At 71.8% G+C, this 22,008-nt stretch carries 23 protein-coding genes; 18 read left to right on the forward strand and 5 right to left on the reverse strand.

Translation table 11 applies throughout. From position 1 onward, the window contains the following. Nucleotides 1-4: 4 nt before the first annotated feature. Nucleotides 5-454 carry a hypothetical protein gene (locus tag ACR3IO_RS10425; RefSeq protein ID WP_434071125.1) on the forward strand — a complete coding sequence of 150 codons (450 nt, stop codon included), beginning with the start codon at nucleotides 5-7 and terminating at the stop codon, nucleotides 452-454. A 59-nt stretch (nucleotides 455-513) separates the two neighbouring features. Here the strand turns inward: ACR3IO_RS10425 and ACR3IO_RS10430 are convergent, their stop codons facing one another. Continuing rightward, complete coding sequence (locus ACR3IO_RS10430) at nucleotides 514-1,350, reverse strand: SDR family oxidoreductase (RefSeq protein ID WP_434071126.1); 837 nt, start codon at nucleotides 1,348-1,350, stop codon at nucleotides 514-516. Nucleotides 1,351-1,445: 95 nt separating this feature from the next. Here ACR3IO_RS10430 and ACR3IO_RS10435 point away from each other — a divergent pair, with 95 nt between their 5' ends. Together ACR3IO_RS10435 and ACR3IO_RS10440 are read left to right on the forward strand one after the other, a co-directional pair. Then, nucleotides 1,446-1,919: a MarR family winged helix-turn-helix transcriptional regulator gene (locus tag ACR3IO_RS10435; RefSeq protein ID WP_434071127.1), complete on the forward strand. Its 474-nt coding sequence runs from the start codon at nucleotides 1,446-1,448 to the stop codon at nucleotides 1,917-1,919. Nucleotides 1,920-1,922: 3 nt separating this feature from the next. Then, nucleotides 1,923-2,573: an NAD(P)H-dependent oxidoreductase gene (locus ACR3IO_RS10440; protein WP_434071128.1), complete on the forward strand. Its 651-nt coding sequence runs from the start codon at nucleotides 1,923-1,925 to the stop codon at nucleotides 2,571-2,573. Between the two features lie 87 nt (nucleotides 2,574-2,660). On the opposite strand, the gene ACR3IO_RS10445 is transcribed toward ACR3IO_RS10440, so the two are convergent. After that, a complete protein-coding gene (locus ACR3IO_RS10445; RefSeq protein ID WP_434071129.1) occupies nucleotides 2,661-3,356 on the reverse strand; it encodes a DUF998 domain-containing protein in 696 nt (231 codons plus the stop codon). A 193-nt stretch (nucleotides 3,357-3,549) separates the two neighbouring features. Between ACR3IO_RS10445 and ACR3IO_RS10450 the strand changes: the two genes are divergently transcribed. From ACR3IO_RS10450 to ACR3IO_RS10480, 7 genes are all read left to right on the forward strand, one after another. Then, on the forward strand, nucleotides 3,550-3,903 hold the full coding sequence (locus ACR3IO_RS10450) for a YciI family protein (protein WP_434071130.1): 354 nt from the start codon (nucleotides 3,550-3,552) through the stop codon (nucleotides 3,901-3,903). A gap of 44 nt (nucleotides 3,904-3,947) precedes the next feature. Further along, nucleotides 3,948-5,237 (forward strand): RNA polymerase sigma factor, encoded by a 1,290-nt coding sequence (locus ACR3IO_RS10455; protein WP_434071131.1) that lies wholly within the window; start codon nucleotides 3,948-3,950, stop codon nucleotides 5,235-5,237. Nucleotides 5,238-5,515: 278 nt separating this feature from the next. After that, complete coding sequence (locus ACR3IO_RS10460) at nucleotides 5,516-6,406, forward strand: ABC transporter ATP-binding protein (RefSeq protein WP_434071132.1); 891 nt, start codon at nucleotides 5,516-5,518, stop codon at nucleotides 6,404-6,406. Between the two features lie 74 nt (nucleotides 6,407-6,480). Then, nucleotides 6,481-7,518: an aliphatic sulfonate ABC transporter substrate-binding protein gene (locus ACR3IO_RS10465; RefSeq protein ID WP_434071133.1), complete on the forward strand. Its 1,038-nt coding sequence runs from the start codon at nucleotides 6,481-6,483 to the stop codon at nucleotides 7,516-7,518. Between the two features lie 12 nt (nucleotides 7,519-7,530). Further along, nucleotides 7,531-8,451 (forward strand): ABC transporter permease, encoded by a 921-nt coding sequence (locus ACR3IO_RS10470; RefSeq protein WP_434071134.1) that lies wholly within the window; start codon nucleotides 7,531-7,533, stop codon nucleotides 8,449-8,451. After that, complete coding sequence (gene acs, locus ACR3IO_RS10475) at nucleotides 8,427-10,505, forward strand: acetate--CoA ligase (RefSeq protein WP_434071135.1); 2,079 nt, start codon at nucleotides 8,427-8,429, stop codon at nucleotides 10,503-10,505. Before ACR3IO_RS10470 ends, acs begins: the two co-directional genes overlap by 25 nt. Before the next feature lie 130 nt (nucleotides 10,506-10,635). Further along, nucleotides 10,636-10,938 carry a DUF4190 domain-containing protein gene (locus ACR3IO_RS10480; protein WP_434071136.1) on the forward strand — a complete coding sequence of 101 codons (303 nt, stop codon included), beginning with the start codon at nucleotides 10,636-10,638 and terminating at the stop codon, nucleotides 10,936-10,938. Nucleotides 10,939-11,097: 159 nt separating this feature from the next. On the opposite strand, the gene ACR3IO_RS10485 is transcribed toward ACR3IO_RS10480, so the two are convergent. Beyond that, the gene (locus ACR3IO_RS10485) at nucleotides 11,098-12,597 is read right to left on the reverse strand and encodes a DHA2 family efflux MFS transporter permease subunit (RefSeq protein WP_434071137.1); all 1,500 of its coding nucleotides are present in this window, start codon (nucleotides 12,595-12,597) and stop codon (nucleotides 11,098-11,100) included. A 78-nt stretch (nucleotides 12,598-12,675) separates the two neighbouring features. Between ACR3IO_RS10485 and ACR3IO_RS10490 the strand changes: the two genes are divergently transcribed. The 5 genes from ACR3IO_RS10490 (at nucleotide 12,676) to ACR3IO_RS10510 (ending at nucleotide 17,181) form a co-directional block, all read left to right on the forward strand. Beyond that, on the forward strand, nucleotides 12,676-13,302 hold the full coding sequence (locus tag ACR3IO_RS10490; protein ID WP_434071138.1) for a TetR/AcrR family transcriptional regulator: 627 nt from the start codon (nucleotides 12,676-12,678) through the stop codon (nucleotides 13,300-13,302). Nucleotides 13,303-13,376: 74 nt separating this feature from the next. Further along, nucleotides 13,377-13,841: an N-acetyltransferase family protein gene (locus tag ACR3IO_RS10495; protein ID WP_434071139.1), complete on the forward strand. Its 465-nt coding sequence runs from the start codon at nucleotides 13,377-13,379 to the stop codon at nucleotides 13,839-13,841. 192 nt (nucleotides 13,842-14,033) lie between these two features. After that, entirely contained in the window at nucleotides 14,034-15,485 is a 1,452-nt protein-coding gene (locus ACR3IO_RS10500; RefSeq protein WP_434071140.1) for a DUF6421 family protein, read from the forward strand. Between the two features lie 108 nt (nucleotides 15,486-15,593). After that, on the forward strand, nucleotides 15,594-16,292 hold the full coding sequence (locus ACR3IO_RS10505; protein ID WP_434071141.1) for an SDR family NAD(P)-dependent oxidoreductase: 699 nt from the start codon (nucleotides 15,594-15,596) through the stop codon (nucleotides 16,290-16,292). A 364-nt stretch (nucleotides 16,293-16,656) separates the two neighbouring features. Then, nucleotides 16,657-17,181, forward strand: coding sequence for a DUF4232 domain-containing protein (locus ACR3IO_RS10510; RefSeq protein ID WP_434071142.1), 525 nt, complete (start codon nucleotides 16,657-16,659; stop codon nucleotides 17,179-17,181). A gap of 8 nt (nucleotides 17,182-17,189) precedes the next feature. On the opposite strand, the gene ACR3IO_RS10515 is transcribed toward ACR3IO_RS10510, so the two are convergent. After that, the gene (locus tag ACR3IO_RS10515; RefSeq protein WP_434071143.1) at nucleotides 17,190-17,798 is read right to left on the reverse strand and encodes a hypothetical protein; all 609 of its coding nucleotides are present in this window, start codon (nucleotides 17,796-17,798) and stop codon (nucleotides 17,190-17,192) included. Nucleotides 17,799-18,448: 650 nt separating this feature from the next. On the opposite strand from ACR3IO_RS10515, the gene ACR3IO_RS10520 reads away from it, so the two are divergent. Further along, nucleotides 18,449-18,838 carry a phage holin family protein gene (locus tag ACR3IO_RS10520; protein ID WP_434071144.1) on the forward strand — a complete coding sequence of 130 codons (390 nt, stop codon included), beginning with the start codon at nucleotides 18,449-18,451 and terminating at the stop codon, nucleotides 18,836-18,838. A 104-nt stretch (nucleotides 18,839-18,942) separates the two neighbouring features. Here ACR3IO_RS10520 and ACR3IO_RS10525 read toward each other — a convergent pair whose 3' ends face one another. Next, nucleotides 18,943-20,295 carry an MFS transporter gene (locus ACR3IO_RS10525; RefSeq protein WP_434071145.1) on the reverse strand — a complete coding sequence of 451 codons (1,353 nt, stop codon included), beginning with the start codon at nucleotides 20,293-20,295 and terminating at the stop codon, nucleotides 18,943-18,945. Nucleotides 20,296-20,449: 154 nt separating this feature from the next. Here ACR3IO_RS10525 and ACR3IO_RS10530 point away from each other — a divergent pair, with 154 nt between their 5' ends. Together ACR3IO_RS10530 and ACR3IO_RS10535 are read left to right on the forward strand one after the other, a co-directional pair. Further along, nucleotides 20,450-21,295 (forward strand): PIG-L deacetylase family protein, encoded by an 846-nt coding sequence (locus ACR3IO_RS10530; RefSeq protein ID WP_434071146.1) that lies wholly within the window; start codon nucleotides 20,450-20,452, stop codon nucleotides 21,293-21,295. Between the two features lie 28 nt (nucleotides 21,296-21,323). Beyond that, nucleotides 21,324-22,007 (forward strand): hypothetical protein, encoded by a 684-nt coding sequence (locus ACR3IO_RS10535; protein WP_434071147.1) that lies wholly within the window; start codon nucleotides 21,324-21,326, stop codon nucleotides 22,005-22,007. Nucleotide 22,008 lies beyond the last annotated feature (1 nt).

The raw sequence follows: 22,008 nt of genomic DNA on the forward strand, positions 1-22,008 counted from the left end.
CCCGATGCTTCGCCCACGACGCCGATCGACCGCGCTGGCGGCCGCGGCCGTCGCCATCGTCCTCGCCTCCGGGCTCTCGGCGTGCGCCTCCGGGGGCGAGGACGCGTCGGCCGAGCTGCACGCCTCCGTCGTCGAGGTCGCGGAGCGGGCCGCCGCCGAGGACTACGCCGGCGCCCTCGCCGAGCTCGATTCGCTCGAGCAGGACCTCGCCGAGGCCGTCGACGCGGGCCGCGTCGACGCCGCGAAGGAGCAGGAGATCCGGGCGGCGCTCGACGTCGTCCGGGCCGACCTGGAGGCCGCCGAGGTCGCGACGACGCCCACGCCCACGCCCACCCCGACACCCGCTTCCGACGACGACACTGGCGAGGACGACAAGGGCAAGGACGACAAGGACGACGACAAGGGCAAGGACAACGACAACAAGGGCAAGGGCAACAACAACGGCAACGACTGACGGCGCCGCACCGCCGCCGTCCGCGGACGACCTGCCCGAGGCATCCGCTCGGCCGGCGCTCAGCGCCCGGTGAACCGCTCCATCGACCGGTAGATGCCGAGCCCGTCGCCGACGACGCGGTCGAACACCCTGGTGGGCAGCAGGCCTCGCAATGCCCGTGAGAACCCGACGCTCCACGGCAGCTCGAGCATCGGCCTGCCCTTGAGCATGGCCGACCACACGCGGTCGACGACGAACTCGGGCTCGAGGATCGGGGTGAGCACCGGCCCCCGAGCGCCCGCGAACATGCCCGTCGAGATGTAGCTGGGTGCCACGGTCGTGACCCGCACGTTGGTGTGGTCGGCCTGCTCGAGCTCGAGCCTCAGCGAATCGCTCCAGCCGATGAGCGCGGCCTTGGACGCCGCGTAGGTCGCCATGCGCGGGTTGGCGAGCGTGCCCGCCGCCGAGGCGATGTTCACGATGCGAGCGGGCCGGTAGGCGTTCGAGATCATGCCGGGCAGGAACTCCCGGGTCACGTACATGGGCGCGAGCGCGTTGACCTGCATGGTCGGGCGCGTGTCCTCGCCGTTGTCGGTCTGCCAGAAGTAGCGGTTGCCGCGCACGATGCCCGCGTTGTTGATGAGTACGTCGGGGTTGCCGACCTCCTTGCGCACCTTCTGCGCGTGCTTGGCGATCGAGCCCAGGTCGGCGAGGTCGACGACGTAGGAGTGGATGCGCGTGCGTCCCTTCGAGACGGCGGCCAACGCCTCGACGGTGCGTGCGAGGGCGGCCGCGTCGCGGTCCCACAGGGTGACGGATGCCGCGTGCTCAGCCACGGCACGTTGCGCGTACATGCGCCCCATGCCGCCCGCGGCACCCGTGATCAGCAGGTTCGCGCCGCGCACCGTTCTCGTCATCCGTCCATTCTCCCGCACGGCGGCTGGGTCCCCGCCGGTGCGCGAATAGTTGTAAACCTGTTGACATATTAGGTGTCAACAGGTTTACTCATCACATGAGCCCCGAATCGAAGGCACTCCCCGAACCCGGCGGCCCACTGGGCGATCACCTCACGGTCACCCTGCACCTGCTCGTCGACCGCATGGATCGCTTCGCGGACGCCCTGCTGCGTGCGCGGTTCGGCATCAGCTTCAGCCAGTTCCAGTTCATCGCGGTGATCGCGAACCTCCCGTCGCCGCCCGACATCACGACCCTCGCCGACTGCCTCGGCGTCAGCAAGGCGGCCGTGAGCAAGCGCGTGCCCTCGTTCGTCGAGGCCGGACTCGTGCAGACCAGCACCGACCCGGCGAACGCCCGACGCGTGCTGCTCTCGATCACCCCGCAGGCGGGCCGCCTGCTCTCCGAGGCGCTGCCCATGCTCGGAGCCTCGTTCACCGACGAGTTCGACGACCTCGACACGGTCGACCTCGACGCCCTGCACGACGACCTGAAGACCGTCATCCGCCATCTCGACTCCAAGGAGCACTGAACCATGACGAACACGCTCGTGATCATCGGCCACCCCACGGCCGGCAGCTTCAACCACGCCCTCGCCGAGCAGTACGCGACCGGCCTGCGCGCGGCATCCGTCGACGCCTCCGAGGTGCGGGTCATCGACCTCGCCGAGCGGGAGTTCGACCTGCTGCCCGCCGCCCGTGGCGACCTGCGCGCACCCGACGGCGACACCTCGCACCTCGAGCCCCGCATCCGCGCCTTCATCGACGACGTCGCGTGGGCCGACCACCTCGTCTTCTTCTTCCCGCAGTGGTGGGGCACCTACCCGGCCGTCCTGAAGGCGTTCCTCGACCGGGCCATCCTCTCGGGCACGGCCTTCACGTACGGACGCGGGCAGATCTCGACCCGACTGCTCGAGGGCAAGACCGCGCGCATCGTCATGACCATGGACTCGCCCATCGCGTGGAACCGGTTCGTGTACCGCAACGCCGCCGAGACCTCGTTGAAGCGCGCGACCCTCGGCTACTGCGGCGTGCGCACGATCGGCATCACAAGGCTCACGCCCGTGCGGTTCTCGACCCCCGAGAAGCGTGCCGCCTGGCTCGAGCAGGTTCGCCGCGTCGGGGCGACGGATGCCTCGAGGGGCCGCCGTCGTCAGCCCGCCGTCGCTGCCGCATCCGCCCACTGAACCGGAGGACATCGCCCGCTGGGGAGGACGGTTCTCGGCGAACCGTCCTCCCCTGAGGCCGTTCTCCTCCGCTCCGGCCCGGCGGGCTCAGCGGCGCAGCAGCGAGACGGCGTAGGCCGTGATCCACGCGAACCCGAGCGCCACGCCCACGAACAGGCGGATGCTCGTCGCCGGCCCGAACGGCACGCAGAGCACCAGGCAGGCCAGCCCGAGCACGATCGACCACGCGGCCGCCGTGCGCCGGCCCTCCCACCGCAGCCGGCGCGCGATCACGAAGGTCACCGCCACGAGCGCGAGGAACGCGAGCGGTGCGGCGAAGGCGTGCACGCCGCCGTGGAACGTCCACTCGGTCGGGTACCCGTCGGGCGTGCCGAGCGGGAACCCGAGCGCCGGGTCGGCCGTGAAGGCGCCGCCGAGCACGAGTCCGGCGCCGTAGAGCCCGAACAGCACGGGCGCCCACACCCGCCCCGGGCCGTCGCCGAGGCTTCGGCGCACCCCCGCGGCGAACGCGAACATCAGCAGGCCGGCGATGACGAAGTTCGCGATCTGCACCCAGCCGCGGTCGCCGAGCGAGAGCAGGCTGAGCGGATGCCGCGACAGGTCGAATCCCTCGCGCGTGAGCGCCTGCACGAGGCCGACGACCACGAAGAGCGGTCCGGCGACGACGCCCGCGAGGACGAGGCGCCGGGTCGCGGCATCCGGGGCCTGGGCGATCGGATGCGGCCGGGCGCCGCCGCTCGCGATACGGGCGGGTGCGACGTCGGCGGTCGAGGTGGTGTCCATGGTGTGCTTCCCTCCGGTCGGCGACCCGGTCGATCGGGTCGTTCACCAAGGCGTCGCGGCGCGGCATCCGTTCTCGACACGGCCCACGAGATCGTTCGCGAATTCCTCGTGGGCCATGTCGAGAACGGCGGGCGGATGCCGACGCTATGGTGAGGGCACGCCGACCGGGCGCGCCTCACCGAGGAGGATTCCGATGCGTTACCTGTGCATGATGAAGTCGACCGACGAGAACGGCGAGACGCCGCCCGCGATGTACGCGGCCATGGCCGAGTACGACCGGTGGGGCCGTGAGGCCGGGGTGCTCATCGACAGCCAGGGCCTGCTGCCGAGCTCGGCCGGTGCGATCGTCTCGCTCGCCGACGGGCGCATCAAGGCCGTCGACGGCCCGTTCACCGAGGCCAAGGAACTCGTGGGCGGCTACGCGATCGTCGAGGTGCGCACGCACGAGGAGGCGCTCGAACTCGCCCGGCGGCTGATGCAGATCCACGTCGACCACTGGCCGGGCTTCGTCGGCAGCGTCGAGATCCGGCAGATCGCGGAGTACTGAGCCCGGCCCTTGCGCCCGCGCGGCGCGCGTGGTCTCATGCCCACGTGGGTGAGGAGACGACGCGCGCCGCGATCGAGGCCGTCTGGCGGCTCGAATCGACGCGGCTCATCGCCGCGCTCGTGCGCATCGTGCGCGACGTCGGCCTCGCCGAGGACGTCGCGCAGGACGCGATCGTCGCGGCCCTCGCGCAATGGCCGGCCACCGGCATCCCCGACAACCCCGGCGCCTGGCTCATGACCACCGCGAAACGACGCACCGTCGACGAGTTCCGCCGACGGGCCAAGCTCGACGGCGCGTTCGCCGCACTCGCGCGCGAGCTGGACGAGGCGGTCGAGTCCGACCCCGGCGCGGGCATCGACCACGTCGAGGACGACGTGCTGCGGCTCATGTACATCTGCTGCCACCCCGCCCTCACGCCCGAGGCGCAGACCACGCTCACGCTGAAGCTCGTCGCCGGCCTCTCCACGCGCGAGATCGCCCGGGCCTACCTCGCACCAGAGGCGACGGTCGCCCAGCGGGTCTCGCGGGCCAAGCGCACACTCGCCGAGGCGGGCGCGGCCATCGAGGAGCCGAGCAGCACCGAGCGCGCCGAGCGGCTGCAGACCGTGCTCGGCGTCGTCTACCTGCTCTTCAACGAGGGTTACTCGGCCACCGAGGGCGAGGACTGGATGCGCCCGGCCCTCTGCGACGAGGCCGTGCGCCTCGGGCGCATCCTCACGGCGCTCGTGCCCGACGACCCCGAGGTGCACGGCCTCTCCGCGCTCATGGAACTGCAGTCGTCGCGGCTCGCGGCAAGGGTCGGCCCCGACGGCGAGCCCGTGCTGCTCGACGCCCAGGACCGACGCACCTGGGATGCCGCGCGCATCCGCCGCGGCCAGGACGCCCTCGCCCGCGCCGACATCCTCCTCACGACCCAGCCGTCGACGAGCGCCTCGGCGGAGCCCGGACCGTACGTGCTGCAGGCGGCGATCGCCGACGAGCATGCGCGCGCGGCATCCGTCGACGCCACCGACTGGGCGACGATCGCCGAGCTCTACGAGCGACTGGGGCGCCGCACCGGATCACCCGTCGCCGAGCTCAACCGAGCCGTCGCACTGGGGCGTGCGTACGGACCCGAAGCCGGGCTCGCCCTGCTCGACCAGCTCGAGAGCGTGGCCGCCCTACGGGGCTACCACCTGCTGCCGAGCGTGCGCGGCGACCTCTACGAGCGGCTCGGTCGGGGCGAGGCCGCGGCGGCCGAGTTCGAGCGCGCCGCCGCGATGACCGCGAACGAGCGCGAGCGCGCGCTGCTGCACCGCAGGGCCGACGCCGCGCGCGAGCTCGGCGGGAGCTGACCCGCGGCCGTCGACGCCGCGCCTCGCCGCGCCGCGCGCTCGGCTTGACGCGGTCCGGACCAGCGGCCCGAGCGGCGGTCGCGCACGCCGGCGCAGTCGAAGACCCTGCCGCCGGTGCCCCCCGATGACGCGCGCTGATCGAAGGATGTTCGAGCTTCCCCGGGGTCGGGCGCGGAATGCGCGTGTTACGCCCCGGGTCGGGCGCGACTGACAGCGCTCCCAGTCGTGGGTACCGTCGAGGAACCCCCACACGCACCGCCGTCCTCCGAGGAGACGCCATGACCGCGGCATCCGTCACCGCTCGCGACGCGGCTCCGAGCGCCGCCGGGCGCGCGGCGGCCACGCCGTCGGCAGCAGCAGCGCCGGTGTCCCTCCGCGGCATCGGTCGCGCGTTCGCCTCGCAATCGGGCGACCGGCAGGTGCTGCGCGACATCGACCTCGAGATCGGCGCCGGCGAGATCGTCGCGATCCTCGGCCCGAGCGGATGCGGCAAGTCGACGCTGCTCCGCATCGCCGGCGGTCTCGACCAGGCCACGCAGGGCGTCGCGCTCATCGGCGGCGACACCGTGAGACCGTTCGACCCCCGCTCGGCCGTCGGCTTCCAGGAACCGCGCCTGCTGCCGTGGCGCACCATCGCGAACAACGTCGCTCTGGGGCTGCCGCGCGACACGCCTCGGGCGGCGGGCAGCGAGCAGGTCACGCGCCTCCTCGACCTCGTCGGCCTGGCCGACTTCGCCGACCACCGCCCGCGCGAGGTCTCGGGCGGCATGGCGCAGCGCACCTCGCTCGCCCGCGCGCTCGCGCGCAACCCCGCCGTGCTGCTGCTCGACGAGCCGTTCGGCGCCCTCGACGCGCTCACGCGCCTGAAGATGCAGGACCTGTTGCTCGACGTGCACGCCGCCGAGCCCGCGACCGTGCTGCTCGTCACGCACGACGTCGACGAGGCGCTGCAGCTCGCCGACCGCGTGATCCTGCTCGGGCACGACGGCGAGATCCCGGGCGCCGTCGTCACGCAGACGATCGTCGTGCCGGGCCACCGCCCGCGCGACCGCGGGTCCGCCGAGCTCGCCGAGCTCCGCGGCCGCCTGCTCGACGGACTCGGCATCGACCGCCACGGCTCGGCCCGAGGCATCGAGGCGACGACCACCATTCCGCATTACCCGTACTGACGCACCACCCCGTCCGCGCACCATCCAGCATCGACGCGCCACAGCACCTCGCGTCACCCCGAAGAGGAGATCCCATGTCCCCCACCGCACCGTTCCTGCGATCCGCGCTCGTCGCGGGCGCCGCCGCCGGCGCCCTGCTGCTCTCGGGCTGCGTCGCCGGCGAAGGCCAGGCCGCCGAGCCCGACACCGCCGCATCCGGCGAGGCCGCCTCGCTCGAGGGCCAGACGCTCAACATCGACTTCGCGACGTACAACCCGCTGAGCCTCGTCATCAAGGACCAGGGCTGGCTCGAGGATGCCGGCCTCACGGTCAACTGGGTGCAGTCGGCCGGCTCGAACAAGGCCAACGAGGCCCTGCGCGCCGCCGCGATCGACGTGGGCTCGACGGCCGGCTCGGCCGCCCTGCTCGCCCGCTCGAACGGTTCACCCATCCAGGTCATCGACATCTACTCGCAGCCCGAGTGGGCCGCCCTCGTCACGGTCGACGGCACCGGCATCGACTCGGTCGACGACCTCAAGGGCAAGCAGGTCGCGGCGACCAAGGGCACCGACCCCTACTTCTTCCTCCTGCAGTCGCTCGAGGCCGAGGGGCTCGAGGCATCCGACATCACCGTGCAGAACCTGCAGCACGCCGACGGCTGGGCCGCGCTGCAGAACGGCTCGGTCGACGCCTGGGCGGGCCTCGACCCGATCATGGCCGGTGCCGAGGAGGAGGGCGCGAGCCTCTTCTACCGCAACGTCGACTTCAACAGCTACGGGTTCCTGAACGCCACCGAGGACTTCATCGAGAACAAGCCCGAAGTCGCCCAGGCCGTCGTCGACGCCTACGAGCACGCCCGCGCGTGGGCCGAGGAGAACCCCGAGGAGACCGCCGCGATCCTCGCCGAGGTCGCCGGGCTCGACGAGGCCGTCGCGACGAAGGTCATCGACGAGCGCACGAACCTCGACGTCGACAACGTCCCCGGTGACGCGCAGGTCGCGGTGCTCGAGAAGATCGGCCCGATCTTCGTCGAGCTCGGCGACGTCGCCTCGCAGGAGCAGGTCGACGAGGCGCTCGACACCCTGATCAACGACGAGTTCGCGACGGCAGCAGACCCGTCGCGCTTCGAGTAGGAACCACCTGAGATGACGGATGCCTCGCTGCCCCCTGTGACCACGACCGGTCCGATGATCCACGAGAGCGACGCGATCCGCGTCGCCGTGAACGGGTCGAACACGTCGGTCGCGGCCGGGCGCGGGGCATCCGTCACCCCCGCTCCACCCACCGGTCCGGGCTCGCGCCGCCGGCTCGTCGACCGCCGCTGGTTCGTCGTCGTCGGCGGCGCCCTCATCCCGATCGCGCTGCTCGTCACGTGGCAGCTCGTCTCGACGAGCGGGCAGGTGCCCGTCTCGATGCTGCCGAGCCCCGAGATGGTGTGGCTCGCCGCGGTCGACCTCGCCCAGCGGGGCCTCCTCGGCCTCTACGTCGCCATCTCCACGCAGCGCGTCTTCATCGGCTTCGCGATCGGCGCCGCGTTCGGCCTCGCGGTCGGCGCGCTCGTCGGGCTCTCGCGGCTCGGCGACGTGCTGTTCTCGCCGACGCTCGGCGCGATCCGCGCGGTTCCGTCGCTCGCCTGGGTCCCGCTGCTGATCCTCTGGTTCGGCATCGGCGAGGACTCGAAGATCATCCTCATCGCCATCGGCGCGTTCTTCCCCGTCTACACGATCGTGGCCGCCGCCCTGCGGCACGTCGACCAGCACCTGCTCGAGGCCGGCCGGGCGTTCGGCCTGCGCGGCCTCCGCCTCTTCGCGGCGGTGCAGCTGCCCGCGGTCGTGCCCTCGGTCGTCTCGGCGCTGCGCCTCGCGCTCGCCCAGGCCTGGCTGTTCCTCGTCGCCGCCGAGCTCATCGCCAGCTCGATGGGCCTCGGGTTCCTCCTCGTCGACTCCGGCAACAACGGCCGCATCGACCGCATCTTCCTCGCGATCATCCTGCTCGCGATCCTCGGCAAGCTCACCGACGCACTCGTCGGCCTCTTCGAACGATGGGCGGTGCGCAAGTGGGCGTGACGACGACGACTTCAACCACGGATGCCGCGGCCGACCGCAATCCGACCATCTCGGGCCTGCTCGACGAGCACCGCCGCTTCCCCGCGCCGCCGGCGTTCGCCGCGCAAGCGAACGTCGACGAGGCGTGGATCGCGAACGCACCCGCCGATCGCATCGCGTTCTGGTCGCAGCAGGCTGAGCGCCTCGACTGGACCGAGCGGTGGCACACGGCGCACACGTGGCATCCGGCCGTGACCGACCCCGCGACGGGCGAGCTCTGCGTGCCCCGCGCCGAGTGGTTCGCAGGCGGCCGGCTCAACGCGAGCGTGAACGCCGTCGACCGCCACGTCGCGGCCGGGCGCGGCGACAAGGTCGCCTTCCACTTCGAGGGCGAGCGCGGCGACCGCCGGTCGCTCACGTACGCCGAGCTGCAGCGCGAGGTCGCGAAGGCGGCGCACGCGCTCACCGAGCTCGGCATCGTCGCGGGCGACCGCGTCGTCGTCTACCTGCCGGTGCTGCTCGAGACCGTCATCGCGACCCTCGCGATCACCCGCATCGGCGCCGTGCACTCGCTCGTGTTCGGCGGGTTCTCGGCCGAGGCGCTGCGTTTCCGCGTCGAGGACACCGGGGCGAAGCTCGTCATCACGACCGATGGGCAGTTCCGCCGCGGGACGGCCGTGCCGGTCAAGGCCGCCGTCGACGAGGCCGTCGCGGGCGTGGCATCCGTCGAGCACGTGCTCGTGATCCGTCGCACCGGCGACGAGACGCCCGACCTGCCGTGGACCCCCGGGCGCGACGTGTGGTGGCACGAGGTCGTCGACCGCCAGCCCGACGTGCACGAGGCGGCGAGCTTCGACGCGGAGCATCCGCTCTTCATCATCTACACGAGCGGCACCACCGGGAAGCCCAAGGGCCTCGTGCACACGACCGGCGGCTACCTCACGCACGTCGCGTACAGCTACTGGGCGGTCTTCGACGCCAAGCCCGACGACGTCTACTGGTGCACGGCCGACCTCGCGTGGGTCACCGCGCACAGCTACGTGCACTACGGCCCGCTGCTCGCGGGCACGACGAGCGTCATCTACGAGGGCACGCCCAACACGCCCCACCCCGGGCGGCACTTCGAGATCATCGAGCGCTACGGCGTCACGACGTACTACACGGCGCCCACGCTCATCCGCTCGCTCATGACGTGGTTCCCGGCGGGCATCCCCGGGCCGGATGCGGGCGGCTACGACCTGTCGTCGATCCGCCTGCTCGGCTCAGTCGGCGAGGCGATCAACCCCGAGGCGTGGATCTGGTTCCGCGAGCAGGTCGGCGCGGGCACGGCCCCGATCGTCGACACGTGGTGGCAGTCCGAGACCGGTGCGGCCGTCATGGCGCCGCTTCCCGGCGTCTCGACGCTGAAGCCCGGTTCCTCGCTTCGCGCACTGCCCGGGCTCACGACGCGCGTCGTCGACGAGCAGGGGGCGGATGTCGCGCGCGGCCACGGCGGCTACCTCGTCGTCGACGGCACCTGGCCGGGCATGGCCCGCACCGTCTGGGGCAACCCCGAGCGCTACCGCGACTCCTACTGGGCGCGCTTCGCCGACCGCGGGTACTTCTTCTCGGGCGACGGCGCGAAGGTCGACGCCGACGGCGACATCTGGCTCCTCGGCCGCGTCGACGACGTCATCAACGTCTCGGGCCACCGGCTCTCGACGATCGAGATCGAGTCGGCGCTCGTCGCGCACCCGTCGGTCGGCGAGGCCGGGGTCGTCGGCGTCTCGGATGCCACGACGGGCGAGGCGATCGTGGCGTTCGTCGTGGCATCCGACGCCCTGACCGGTGCGGCCGGCGCCTCGACGCGCACGACCGACCGAGCGGCGGCACTGCGTGCCCACGTCACGACGGCCATCGGACCGATCGCGAAGCCGCGCGAGGTGGTCTTCGTCGCCGACCTGCCGAAGACCCGCTCCGGCAAGATCATGCGGCGCCTGCTCGTGGACCTCGCCGAGGGCCGGCCGCTCGGCGACACGACGTCGCTGCAGGACGACCGGGTTCCGGGCGCGATCGCCGAGGTGCTCGCGGGCTGACGCGTCACGTGACGCCGGGCTTCCTCTCGTGACGGGCGCAGAGTACTCCCCATTGACGGGTGACCGCCAGACCTGCCACGCTGCATCGGGCGGTCGTCCTCCGCCCATGACTTCGAGAAGGAAGCCCCGTATGTCTGATCTGCCTCCCGCCCCCGTTCCCGCTGCCGCACCGGCCGCGCCGGTCACGCCGTCCGAGAAGTGGAACGTGCTGTCGATCGTCGGCTTCGTGCTCTCGATCATCGGCTTCAACGTGGTCGCCATCGTCCTCGGCTTCATCGGCCTCAGCCAGGTCAAGAAGACCGGCGAGCGTGGCCGCGGCCTCGCCCTCGCCGCCGTCATCATCGGCTTCGCGTCGATCGTGATCGGCATCATCCTCACCATCGTCTTCTTCTCGGTGCTGGCCACGACGAACGCCGTGACGAGCACGTACTGACCTCAACGCAGAAGCCCCCGCCCGGTGCATCCGGGCGGGGGCTTCGTCGTCTCCGCGCCAACTGCAGGAGATCAGGTTGCATCCCTGCTCACAGGAGGTATGCAGCCCGATCTCCTGCACCGCGGCCGCCGTTCGGGTGCGCGGGTGCGCGGGTGCAGCTCAGTGCGCCGCGACCGCCGGTGCGCCCGAGCGCGTCCGTCCCGAGGGCAGCAGCACGGCCACGAGCGCCGTGGCGAGCACGACCGCGCCGCCGACCACGACCGCGGGCTGGGCCCCGACCGTGTAGAGATCGGGCACGAGCTGGCCGCCGGCGCCGGTGAACACGGCCGTCGAAACGGCGATGCCGAGCGCGACGCCGATCTCGCGCACCATCGAGTTGGTGCCGCTGGCCTTCGCGTGGTCGTCGGGTGCCATGGTGGCCAGCACCGCGGTCGCCGAGGGGGCGAAGACGAGCCCCATGCCCACGCCGGCGACGATGAAGGGCACGACGTAGGCGGCGTACTCGACGCCGGGTTCGAGCAGGGTCGTGAGCCAGATCAGTGCGCCGCCGAGCAGCGCGAGCCCCGCGACGATGAGCGTGCGGGTGCCGATGCGCGAGGCGAAGATGCCGGCGAGGGGCGCGACGACCATGGGCGCGAGGGTCCACGGCGAGGTCTGCAGCGCCGCCTCGAACGGGCTCGCGCCCTGCACGACCTGCAGGAACTGGATCAGGATGAAGATCGACCCGAAGGCGCCGAAGCTGAACCCGAAGCCGACGACGTTCGCGATCGAGAAGCTGCGGTCGCGGAAGAGGCGCAGCGGCAGCAGCGGCGCCGACGCCCGCTGCTCCCAGGCGAGGAACGCGAGCAGCAGGATGCCGCCGCCGATGAGCCCGGCGAGCACCTCGGCGCTCGCCCAGCCCGCGTCGTTGCCGCGCACGATGCCGTAGACGAGCGCGAGCAGTCCGACGCCCGAGAGCAGGAGCCCGACCACGTCGGCCCGGAGCCTCGCCCCGAACCCGTTCGGCAGTGCGATGAGCGCGAGCACGACGGAGACCACTCCGACCGGGACGTTGATCCAGAAGATCGCCTGCCACGACATGCCCTCGATCACGGCGCCGCCGATGAGCGGGCCGACGGCGACGCCGAGCCCGGCGACGCCGCCCCAGATGCCGATGGCGAGCGGGCGTCGGGCGAGCGACACCGACCCGGCGAGCAGGGTGAGCGAGAGCGGCATGATGGCCGCGGCGCCGAAGCCCTGCAGTGCGCGGGCGGCGATGAGCTGCCCGGGGTCGGTCGCGAGCGCGGCGAAGGCCGAGCTCAGCGTGAAGACGACGATGCCGATCACGAAGACCGTGCGTCGTCCGTAGCGGTCGCCGAGCGCGACGGCCATGAGGATCGTGCTCGCGAACGCGAGGGTGTACGCGTTCATGAACCACTGCAGTTCCTCGACGGAGGCCCCGAACTCGGCGTGCAGCACGGGCAGTGCGTTCGTCATGACGAGGTTGTCGAGCGTCGCCATGAACATCGGCAGGGCGGAGGCGAGCAGCACCAGCCAGAGTGCGCGCGGAGCTCGACGCCCCGAGCCTGCGGCCCCGGAGACGGGCGCCCGGCCCGCGGCATCCGCCCCCGAGGCGACGGCCGGGGTGGCTCCGGCCTGGTCTTCGACCGTGGTGGACATGTGATTCTCCCATGTTGTTATCGGATGATTACTTAGGTCTGGGATGCACTGTAGTAATCGACTGATAACATGTCAAGCATGACCGTCGAAGCCGCCGTCGAAGCTCCCACCGCACCCGCGACCCGCATGAGTGCCGTCGAGCGTCGCGAGCAGATCCTCGTCGCCGCGACCGCCGTCTTCGGCGCCAAGACCTACGTGGGCACCACGACCGACGAGGTCGCCCGCGCGGCCGGCGTGAGCCAGCCCTACGTGGTGCGACTGTTCGGCACCAAGGAGAAGCTCTACATCGAGGTCATCCAGCGGGCCTACGGGCGCGTGCTCGACGCCTTCCGGCAGGCGCTCCCGGGCCCCGTCGAAAGCCGCGGCGAGCGCCTCGGCGCCGCGTACACAGGCCTGCTCGTCGAGCGCGGCATGCTCCCCGTGATCGCCGGTTCCACCGCGATGGGCGGCGAGGCCGAGATCGGCCGGGTCGCCCGCGAGGGCTTCAGCAGCCTGTGGCGCTTCGCCCGGGTCGAGGGCGGCTTCTCCGCCGACGAGGCCCGCACGTTCTTCGCGATCGGCATGCTCATCAACACCGTCGTCGGACTTCGCCTCACGGGCGACTACGGCACCGAGGTCACCGCGACCGAGGTGCTCGACGAGTGCTTCCCCGACGCCGTCGAGAAGGTGCGGGCCTTCCTCCCGCGCGCCGACGAACCCTGGTGACGCCCGCCCGACGACACGCCAGATGACCCGGCGCGGGCCTCGCGTCCGACCGATCTCGATGCGACGATGATGGCATGCCGATCGAATACGCGCCCATGTCCGAGGAAGACGTCGAGCTCTGGCTCCCCGAGTCAATGGCCTACTACGAGGCCGCGCGCATGCGGGCCGGCGACACCGAGGCCGAGGCGATCCAGGGCAAGCGGGCCTCCCTCGCGCGCTTCTTCCCCGACGGGCGCCACCTCATCGACGGGCAGCACCTCTTCACGATCCTCGCCGACGGGGAGGATGTCGGATGGCTCTGGCTCGGCCCATGGTCCGAGGGCGGCGACCAGTGGTGGGTGTGGGACATCCACATCCGCGCGCCGTACCGCCGGCGCGGACACGCCCGCGCCGCGATGGAGTACGCCGCCGCCTTCGCGAAGGAGCAGGGCGCCCCGATGCTCGGCCTGAACGTGTTCGCCTACAACGTGCCGGCGATCGAGCTCTACGAGGACCTCGGATTCGAGGCCGCGTCGCTGCACATGGTCAAGGCCCTGTAGCGGCCCTCACCGCACGCACGCACGCATCGCTCGCCGGGTGGCGAATCCTGTCGTGTCACGCCGTCGCGACGCAGGAATCACGCGCGGATTCTCAATCAATCGCAGACGGATGCCTCGTAGCCTTGATCTGCACGGCGATTCCCGCCGCGCCTCAGTGCCGATCGGCACGCATCCCGAGGAACGGAGGTTCACATGTCGAGCATCACCGCCGACGCCATCATCGGCGAACCCGAGGTCCTCGAGGACGAGCCGACCGCCGCCGACCTCGCACTCGCATCCGGCGTCGAGACGGATGCCGCGTGGCTCGCCCTGAAGGCCGCGGCGACCGAGCTGCAGGGCCTCCAGGCCAAGGACGGCTCCGTGGCCGAGGCATCCGACCACGCCCGCGCCGGCGAGCTCGTCGACACGATCGTCGCGTCGATCGAGGCGCTGGCGCCGCGGTTCCCGCATGAGGCCGACTACCTCGCGGCATCCGTCGTCGACTTCCGGCGCTGGCAGGCCGAGGGCTTCGGCGTGCCCGACTTCCTCGACTCGCTCGTGGCGTTCCAGCCGCAGAAGCACCGCATCGACGGCATCCGCCACCTCGTGGTCTTCCCGATGGTCACGCAGAACGGCTCGCCCGACCGTCACGTCGAGGCGCTCGTCGTCGAGACGATCTGGCCCGAGTTCATCGCCGCCCTCGAGGCGGGCGACTACTCGAACAAGCTGTTCGTGAGCCTCCGGCTGGTCGACTTCACGCCCGGCTACGACACGAACTCGGCCGTGCTCTTCCCCGAGACCGTCGCGATGCGCGAGATCCCGCCGTTCACGTGGGGCGCGATCTTCCAGGACCGCGAGGCCGCCAGGTACCGCAGGGTCGTGCGCGCGGCATCCGAGATCACGAAGCTCGACCTGCCCGCCGACGCGGCGGCACTGCTCGAGGACCAGGAGCTCGCCGAGCGCACGTTCGTGATGTGGGACATCATCCACGACCGCACGCACATGCGCGGCGACCTGCCGTTCGACCCGTTCATGATCAAGCAGCGCATGCCGTTCTTCCTCTACTCGCTCGAGGAGCTGCGGTGCGACCTCACCGCGTTCCGCGAGTCGGTGAAGATCGAGCGCAGCCTGCGTGCCAGGTCGACCGCTGGAGAGTCGCTCTCCGACGTCGAGGCCCAGCTGCTCGAGCACGCCAAGCTCGTGCAGTACGCCGTGATCTTCGACCGCATCTTCCGCTTCGCGATCACGGGCTCGCGCGTGCGCAACTACGACGGGCTCGGCGGCCAGCTGCTGTTCGCATGGCTGCACCGCAAGCACGTCCTGGAGTGGACGGATGTCTCGCTGAGCTTCGACTGGGACGCCGTGCCCGATGCCGTGGTGGAGCTCGGCGATGCGATCGACGAGCTGTACTGGAAGTCGATCGACCGCCCGAAGACGGTGCACTGGCTCGCCGCGTACGACCTCGTCACGAGCGTCGTCACGCCGAACCCGGCGTCGGTGTGGGCCGAGGGCCTGCCCCGCGAGGTGCTCGCGGGCCCGCCCAAGGGCTACACCGACCTGGTCATGGACGACGAGTTCCCGCTCTCGATGTTCTACGAGGCGCTCGACAAGAAGATGAAGCCCGTCATCGAGTCGACCGTCGGCATCACCGCCGCCGACGCCTGACCACCGGCACGACGTCAGGACGACGTACGCTGCTCAGGACCGGATCGTGGATTCGGTCCTGAGCAGCGTACGTTCGCCTGACGTCGAGAAGCTCGAGGAGGAGCCGACATGACCGACCACCCCACCGGCGCCACGGAACCCGCGGACGATGCCGGCTCGGTCCTCGCCGACCGCACGGTGCTCATCGCCGGCGCGACCAGCGCCTCCGGCCGCGTCCTCGCGCGCGCCCTCGTCGACGCCGGAGCCACGGTGATCGCCGTGGGCAGCGACCAGGGCCGCATCGACGCCCTCGTCGCGGAGATCCCCGGCGTCGTCGGCGAGCGCGCCGATCTCACCGACGGCGACGACGTGCTCGAGCTCGCGATGCGCGTGCACGCGGGCGTCGGCGACGTCGACGGCGTGATCCACCTCGTGGGCGGCTGGCGCGGCGGCGGGGGCATCCCGGGCCAGACCGAGGAGGACTACCGCGTGCTCGAGCGGTCGTTCACGGCGCTGCGCTACGTCAGCCGCGTGTTCTGGGACGATCTCCTCGCCTCCCCCGCCGGGCGCATCGCGATCGTGTCGTCGACGACCGTCGAGCGGCCGACCGCGGGCGGCGCGAACTACACCGCGGTGAAGGCGGCGGCCGAGTCGTGGATGCGTTCGCTCACCCAGGGCTTCGCGAAGGCCGAGTCACCGGCCGCTGCGGTCACGTTCCGGGTGCAGGCCCTCGCCGGGCTCGAAGCGCGGCTCGCGGCATCCGTCGTCGACCTCTGGCGAGCGGATGCCGCCGAGCTGAACGGCCGCGTCGAGACCCTGTCGGCCTGAGTCGGCGCCGGCTCCCACTCCGACGCACAGACGTGGGATCGGCGCCGCCCGGCTCCCCATCCATGCGGTGATCCGGTGAGGCGTGCGGCCTCGTCGGGCCAACGCTCCCGCATCCGGGCTGGCACTGGTCTCCCTGAATCGGGCCGGCGATACGATGCCGAGCCGCGCATCTCGCGGCGCGAGGGAGCGTGCGATGCGGGCAGCGGGATTCGTCGGTGCGGTGATCGGGAGCGCCATCCTGTGTGCGGCGCTCGTCGGATGCGCGGGCGCGAGCACCGGCCCCGATTCGGCTGAGGGCGTTGCCGCGACGACTCGCGCGACCACGACCGCCACCCCGACGGCCGCCCCGACCTCCACGCCCCGAATGACGCCGACTCCCGCCGCCGATGCGGCCACGAGCGGCGATGGTGCCGAGGCGCTGGCCCCCGAGACCGAGCAGGCCCCGGAGGCGTCCGAACCCGACGCGACGCCCGCGCAGTGCGTCGACGAGCAGCTGGCACTCGCCTACGTCGCCCGACCACAGGACTCGGGCGCGGGACAGTTCTTCGCCAACCTCGTCTTCACCAACGTGTCGGCGTCGGACTGCTCGTTCGACGGATGGCCCGGGCTCGTCGCCGAGGACGCCGACGGCGCGATGCTCGGCGGGCCCGCCCTCGCCGAGGGCGGTTCGTCGGACCTCGCCGTGCTCGCCGCGAACGGCGGCGTCGCGATCGCACCGCTGCACGGCGGCATGCCGGGCGCATACGGCTGCCCTGCCACGACCTCGACCGCGCTGCGCGCGTTCCTCTCGTCGGACGGGGCCGGCCCGGGCGTCACGGTCGCGCAGGCGATCCCGGTCTGCAGCGACCGCACGTCGACGCTCGGCCTCGGACCGCTCATCGCCGGCTGACCGACGCGTCAGTCGAACGTGCGGTAGCCGCTCTCCGCGAGCCCGATCGCCCAGCATCCGCCACCGTCGTTCGGGGCGCCGCCCTCGGGATCGGCGGTGCCGAACGCCGCGAGGTTCCATGCCGCGCGCGTCGCATCGTCGAGTCCGGTCGGCATCGCCGCCGAGCCGTCGGTGGAGTCGTAGGCGGGGTTCCAGTACTCCCAGTAGCGGTACTCGTAGCCCTGCTCGGCCATGCACGTGCGCACCGCGGCCTGGAACTCCAGCCAGTTCTCGCGCTCGGTCGGCACCTCGGGGCCGGGAAGCGCGGGCACCGGTGCCGTCAGCGGCGTGCCGGCGGCCGTGGCGTCCTCGGCGGCACGCTGCCCCTGGGCGCGGCATCCGTCGTCGACCCCGCCCGCACCGCGGAGTGCAGCCGACCATGCGGCCGCCTCGTCGGGCGACTGCCCGGCCGGTTGCGGGCTGCCGCCCTGCCACCACTGCCAGTCGAGGTACTCGAGGCCGGCGGCGGCCATGCACTCGCGCACGACCGCCTCGCGACCGAGCCAGGCGGACTTCTCGGCATCGGTGACGTACGCGGGGTCGCCCTCGGTCGTGTACGGGTTGTACTCGGGCGACATCGGGTCGGTCGGCTCGACCGGCGCGGGCGCGTCGGGTGCGGGCGTGGGCTCGGGTTCGGGGAGGAGTGGGCTCGCCCGGCGTCGGCTTCGGGGAGTTGTGTAAAAGAGCCGGGGCCGGCCCCGGGGTCGCGGGGGCGGCCGCCGGGGGCGGCTGCCCGGACCCGCCGTCCCTTCCGCCGCCGGCGTCGCCGTCGCTCCCGGTGACGGGTTGCAGGTCGGAGGCGTCGGTGCCGATCGAGCCGTCGGTCTCGTAGGTTCCGAGGATCTTCGCGATGATCGCGGCCGGGGCGGCGTCGTCGCCGCCCGCCGCGTGCACGCCGGCGGCGGCCCCCAGCGAGCAGAGCGCCAGCACGCCGACCGTGCCGAGTCCGAGCGCGAGGCGCCCGGGTCCGCGCCTCGGCGGCTGCTCGTCACGACCGGCCGAGCGCCTCGCGCGACCGGTCGTCGGCCTCGGCGAGGAGGAGGGCGATCGGTTGGGTGACGGTCGAGCCCGGGCGGATCCACGGCGCAGTGACATCAACCGAGACTTGCACACCCCCCATTCGGGGCACAAGGAAACCCAGCGGATACTCAGAGCCCCGTTCCGCCTCGCGCGCCGGACGCCGGAGCGCCCCCTCCCCCTCGGCCCGGCCGAGCGCTACGCTCACGACATGGTGCGCACCCTCCTGAACCTGGCGATCTTCCTCGCGACGGCAGCGATCGCGCTGCTGCTCACCTCGCTCCTCGTGCCCGGCTTCCATGTGCACCCGGGCGGATTCATCGTCGCGATCATCGTCTTCGCCCTCGTGCAGGCGCTCGTCGAGTGGCTCGTGCGCAAGGTCTTCCACCGGTCCGCTCCGACGGTCGCGGGCATCGCGGGACTCATCTCGACCTTCCTCGCCCTCTGGGTCGCCTCGCTGTTCGGCGGCCTCAGCTTCGACGGCGTCGGCGGCTGGATCCTCGCGACCGTCATCGCCTGGCTCATCACCGCGATCCTCGGCTGGGTGGCCGGCAGGTTCCTCACGCCGCGGCTCGACCGGCAGCAGTCCGACCGGCGCTGAGGTCGGTCGGCGCCGAGCCCGGTCGACGCTGAGCCCGGTCGACGCCCGGCAGCAGCCCGGATCGCGAACGGCACCGTGAACTCCAGGACCCTCCGCCGCCGGGCCTACCCGGCTGAAGACCCCGGCGCCTCGTCGGGTGCGACGTCGCCGTCGACCTCCGGTGCGGTATCCGCGGTCGTCGCGACATCCGCCGCCTCCCCGCTGCGCCGGCTGAACCAGAGGAACGGCACGGCGAGCGCCTGCAGGACGCCGCTCAGCGCGAGCGAGAACGGGTAGCCCCAGACATCCGCCGACCGGCCCAGCACGGGCTGGATCACGGCGGCGCCGGAGCTGCCGATGAGCGAGTCGAACGAGAGCACCGTGGCGCGCTGGGCCGACGGGATCATGTCATTCAGGTACGCCTGCCGCACAGGGCCCGCCGCCGCGTCGATCAGCGCCCACAGCACGAGCAGCCCGAGCGCGACCCAGAAGCTGCGGTTGACGCCGAGCACCACCAGGATTCCGGCGCTCACCGAGATGGAGAGGATGATCGACGTCGTGCGCTTGCGGAACCGGCGCCGCAGCCACGGGGCGACGAGGCCGCCGATGATCTGCGATCCGGCCACGATGCCCGCCGCGAGACCGGCGATCGAGTAGGCGCCCTCGTCGCCCCAGAGCTCGAGCAGGTACGGCTGCAGCGCGTAGAAGACGTAGAAGCCGACGCCGGTCGTGAACGCCGACGCGAGCATCATGTACCGCACGCCGGGCCGGCCGAGGCCGTACTTGACGGATGCCGCGAGCACGAGCCTCGTCGCCGCGATCGGGTTCGACCGGCCGGCGGGCGTGAAGCCGAGGTCCCGCATGAGCAGCGCGGCGATCACGAACATGAGCACGAGCACGCCCGCGCGCATCAGGAACGGCACGCCCAGGTCAGTGGCCTGCGCGACGACGCCGCCGAGCGTCGACCCGACGAGCATCGCGACGCCCGCGACCGACACCCCGCGGCCGAAGACCTGCTCGAGGCTGCCCCGGTATCCCGTCGCCGTGAGCGCGTCGACCAGCCAGGCCTCGACCGCACCCGAGAAGAACGTGAACCCGAGTCCGAGCAGCACCGAGACGAGCGCCCACGCCCAGAACGGCGAGTGCCACACCCACAGCAGGTAGTAGAGCACCGTGGTCACGGCGAGCGTGACGGTGCCGAGCAGGTACGAGACGCGTCGGCCGAGCGTGTCGGCGATCACGCCCGTCGGCACCTCGAACACGACCATGCCGATCGAGAAGAACGAGTTCGCGGCGAAGGCCTCGAGGTTCGTCAGGCCCGCATCGAGCAGGAACAGCGTGTTGATGCCCCAGATGAAGGATGCGGCGAGCGTGTTGCCGATGAGCAGCGTGAAGTAGACCGCCTGCACGCGGCCCGGCGTGGAGGTCGGTGTGTCACTCGGAGGCGGGGCCGCCGGGGTCGTGCCATCCCCCGTCATGCCCGTGCCGCTTCGCGCGTCATCCGCCCATCATCCGCCTCCGGCGCCCGGGCCGCCACCGTCGGCGGGGTAGCATGCTGCCACCCCCTGCGCCCGCGGCATCCGGCGCCACCCACGCCGCCGCGCGGCATCCGCCCGACCCGAAAGCACCACCATGCGCAAGCGCACCGTCGCGCTCATCACCGTCTCGGCCGTCGTCGTCGCCCTCCTGGGCGGCGTGTACTGGGCCGGACGCGACCTGTTCCACGAGCCCTCGGCGAAGGGCGTCGAATCCGTCGTCGGCGAACTCGGCGGCACCCGCGTGCTCGGCGTGTTCGCCCATCCCGACGACGAGCAGACCGTCAACGGGCTCTTCTCCCGGGCCAAGCACCGCGACGGCGCCTACACGGCCATGATCACGGCGACGCGAGGCGAGGCCGGCGAACAGGGGCCCGTCGTCGGACGCCAGGAGGACCTCGGCGACATCCGCAAGGCCGAGGCGCTGAAGAACAGCTTCAACCTCGGCGTCGACGAGCACGAGGTCTGGGACTACCCCGACGGCGGCGTGCCCGAGGTCGATGAAGACGAGCTGGTCGACCGCGTGGCCGCCACGATGCGCAAGATCAAGCCCGACGTCGTCGTGACGTTCTGGCCCGCGAGCGGCGCCACCGGTCACGAGGACCACATGCAGATGGGACACTTCACCGAGCTCGCGATCGCCCAGCTCGCGGAGGCCGGCGGCTCGTACACCGGCCCCGACCACCTCGTCTACACGATCAGCCCGACCAAGGCGCTCGTCGCGTTCGGCGGCGAGGTCGGCGCCTTCGTCGTCGCGAACCAACCCCAGCCGGACTACGCCATGCCCGCCGAGGTCGGCACGAAGTTCGAGGGCTGGCAGATCCACGCGTCGCAGCGCGACTTCATGCCCGAGTCGTACATTCTGCCCACGTGGGCGATCTACGCTCTCTGGGACCACGAGTTCTACCGCACGCGCGACCTCGTCGCCGAGCCGCTCGCCTGATTCGCGGGACCCGGGGCAGAATCGACAGATGAGCGAGACGTCCAGCACCGAAGAGGTCGAGTCGAGTGCCGCCGCACCGTCGGAGTCGTCGCGAGCCGACCGTCGCGAGGTCGTCCGCAAGCGCGTGATCGACGCGGTCGCCGTGTTCCTGCTCTCGGCCGTGGCCGTGCTCACCGCGTGGTGCGGGTTCCAGTCCTCGAAATGGGGCGGCGAGATGTCGATCGCCTTCAGCCAGGCCTCGAGCGCCAGGGTGCAGGCGACCGACTACTCCAGCGAGGCGCGTGATGCACGGGCGAGCGACCAGTCGATCTGGGTCCAATGGGTGCTCGCGACACAGCAGGGCGACGCCGAGCTCGCGACATATATCGAGGAGCGGTTCACGCCCGAGTTCCGCGTGGCATTCGACGAATGGGATGCCGGCGGCCGTGAAGCGCAGGGCCCGTTCGCCCTCGACGCCTACGTACCGCCAGGCACCGAGGAGGCCGCCGAGTTCAACGACCTCGCCGACGCGAAGTTCGCGGCCGCGCTCGAGAACAACCAGCGCGGTGACGACTACTCCATCCTGACGGTGCTGTTCGCCCTCGTGCTCTTCCTGACGGCGATGTCGCAGCGCGAGCTGCAGCCCTGGGTCGTGCGCACCCTGCTCGGACTCGCGATCGCCGTCGCCGTCGTCGGGCTGTCCATCCTGTTGACCTTCCCCGTGAGGATCTGAG

This window comes from Agromyces sp. Marseille-Q5079, from assembly GCF_051016555.1.
GTDB lineage: Bacteria > Actinomycetota > Actinomycetes > Actinomycetales > Microbacteriaceae > Agromyces.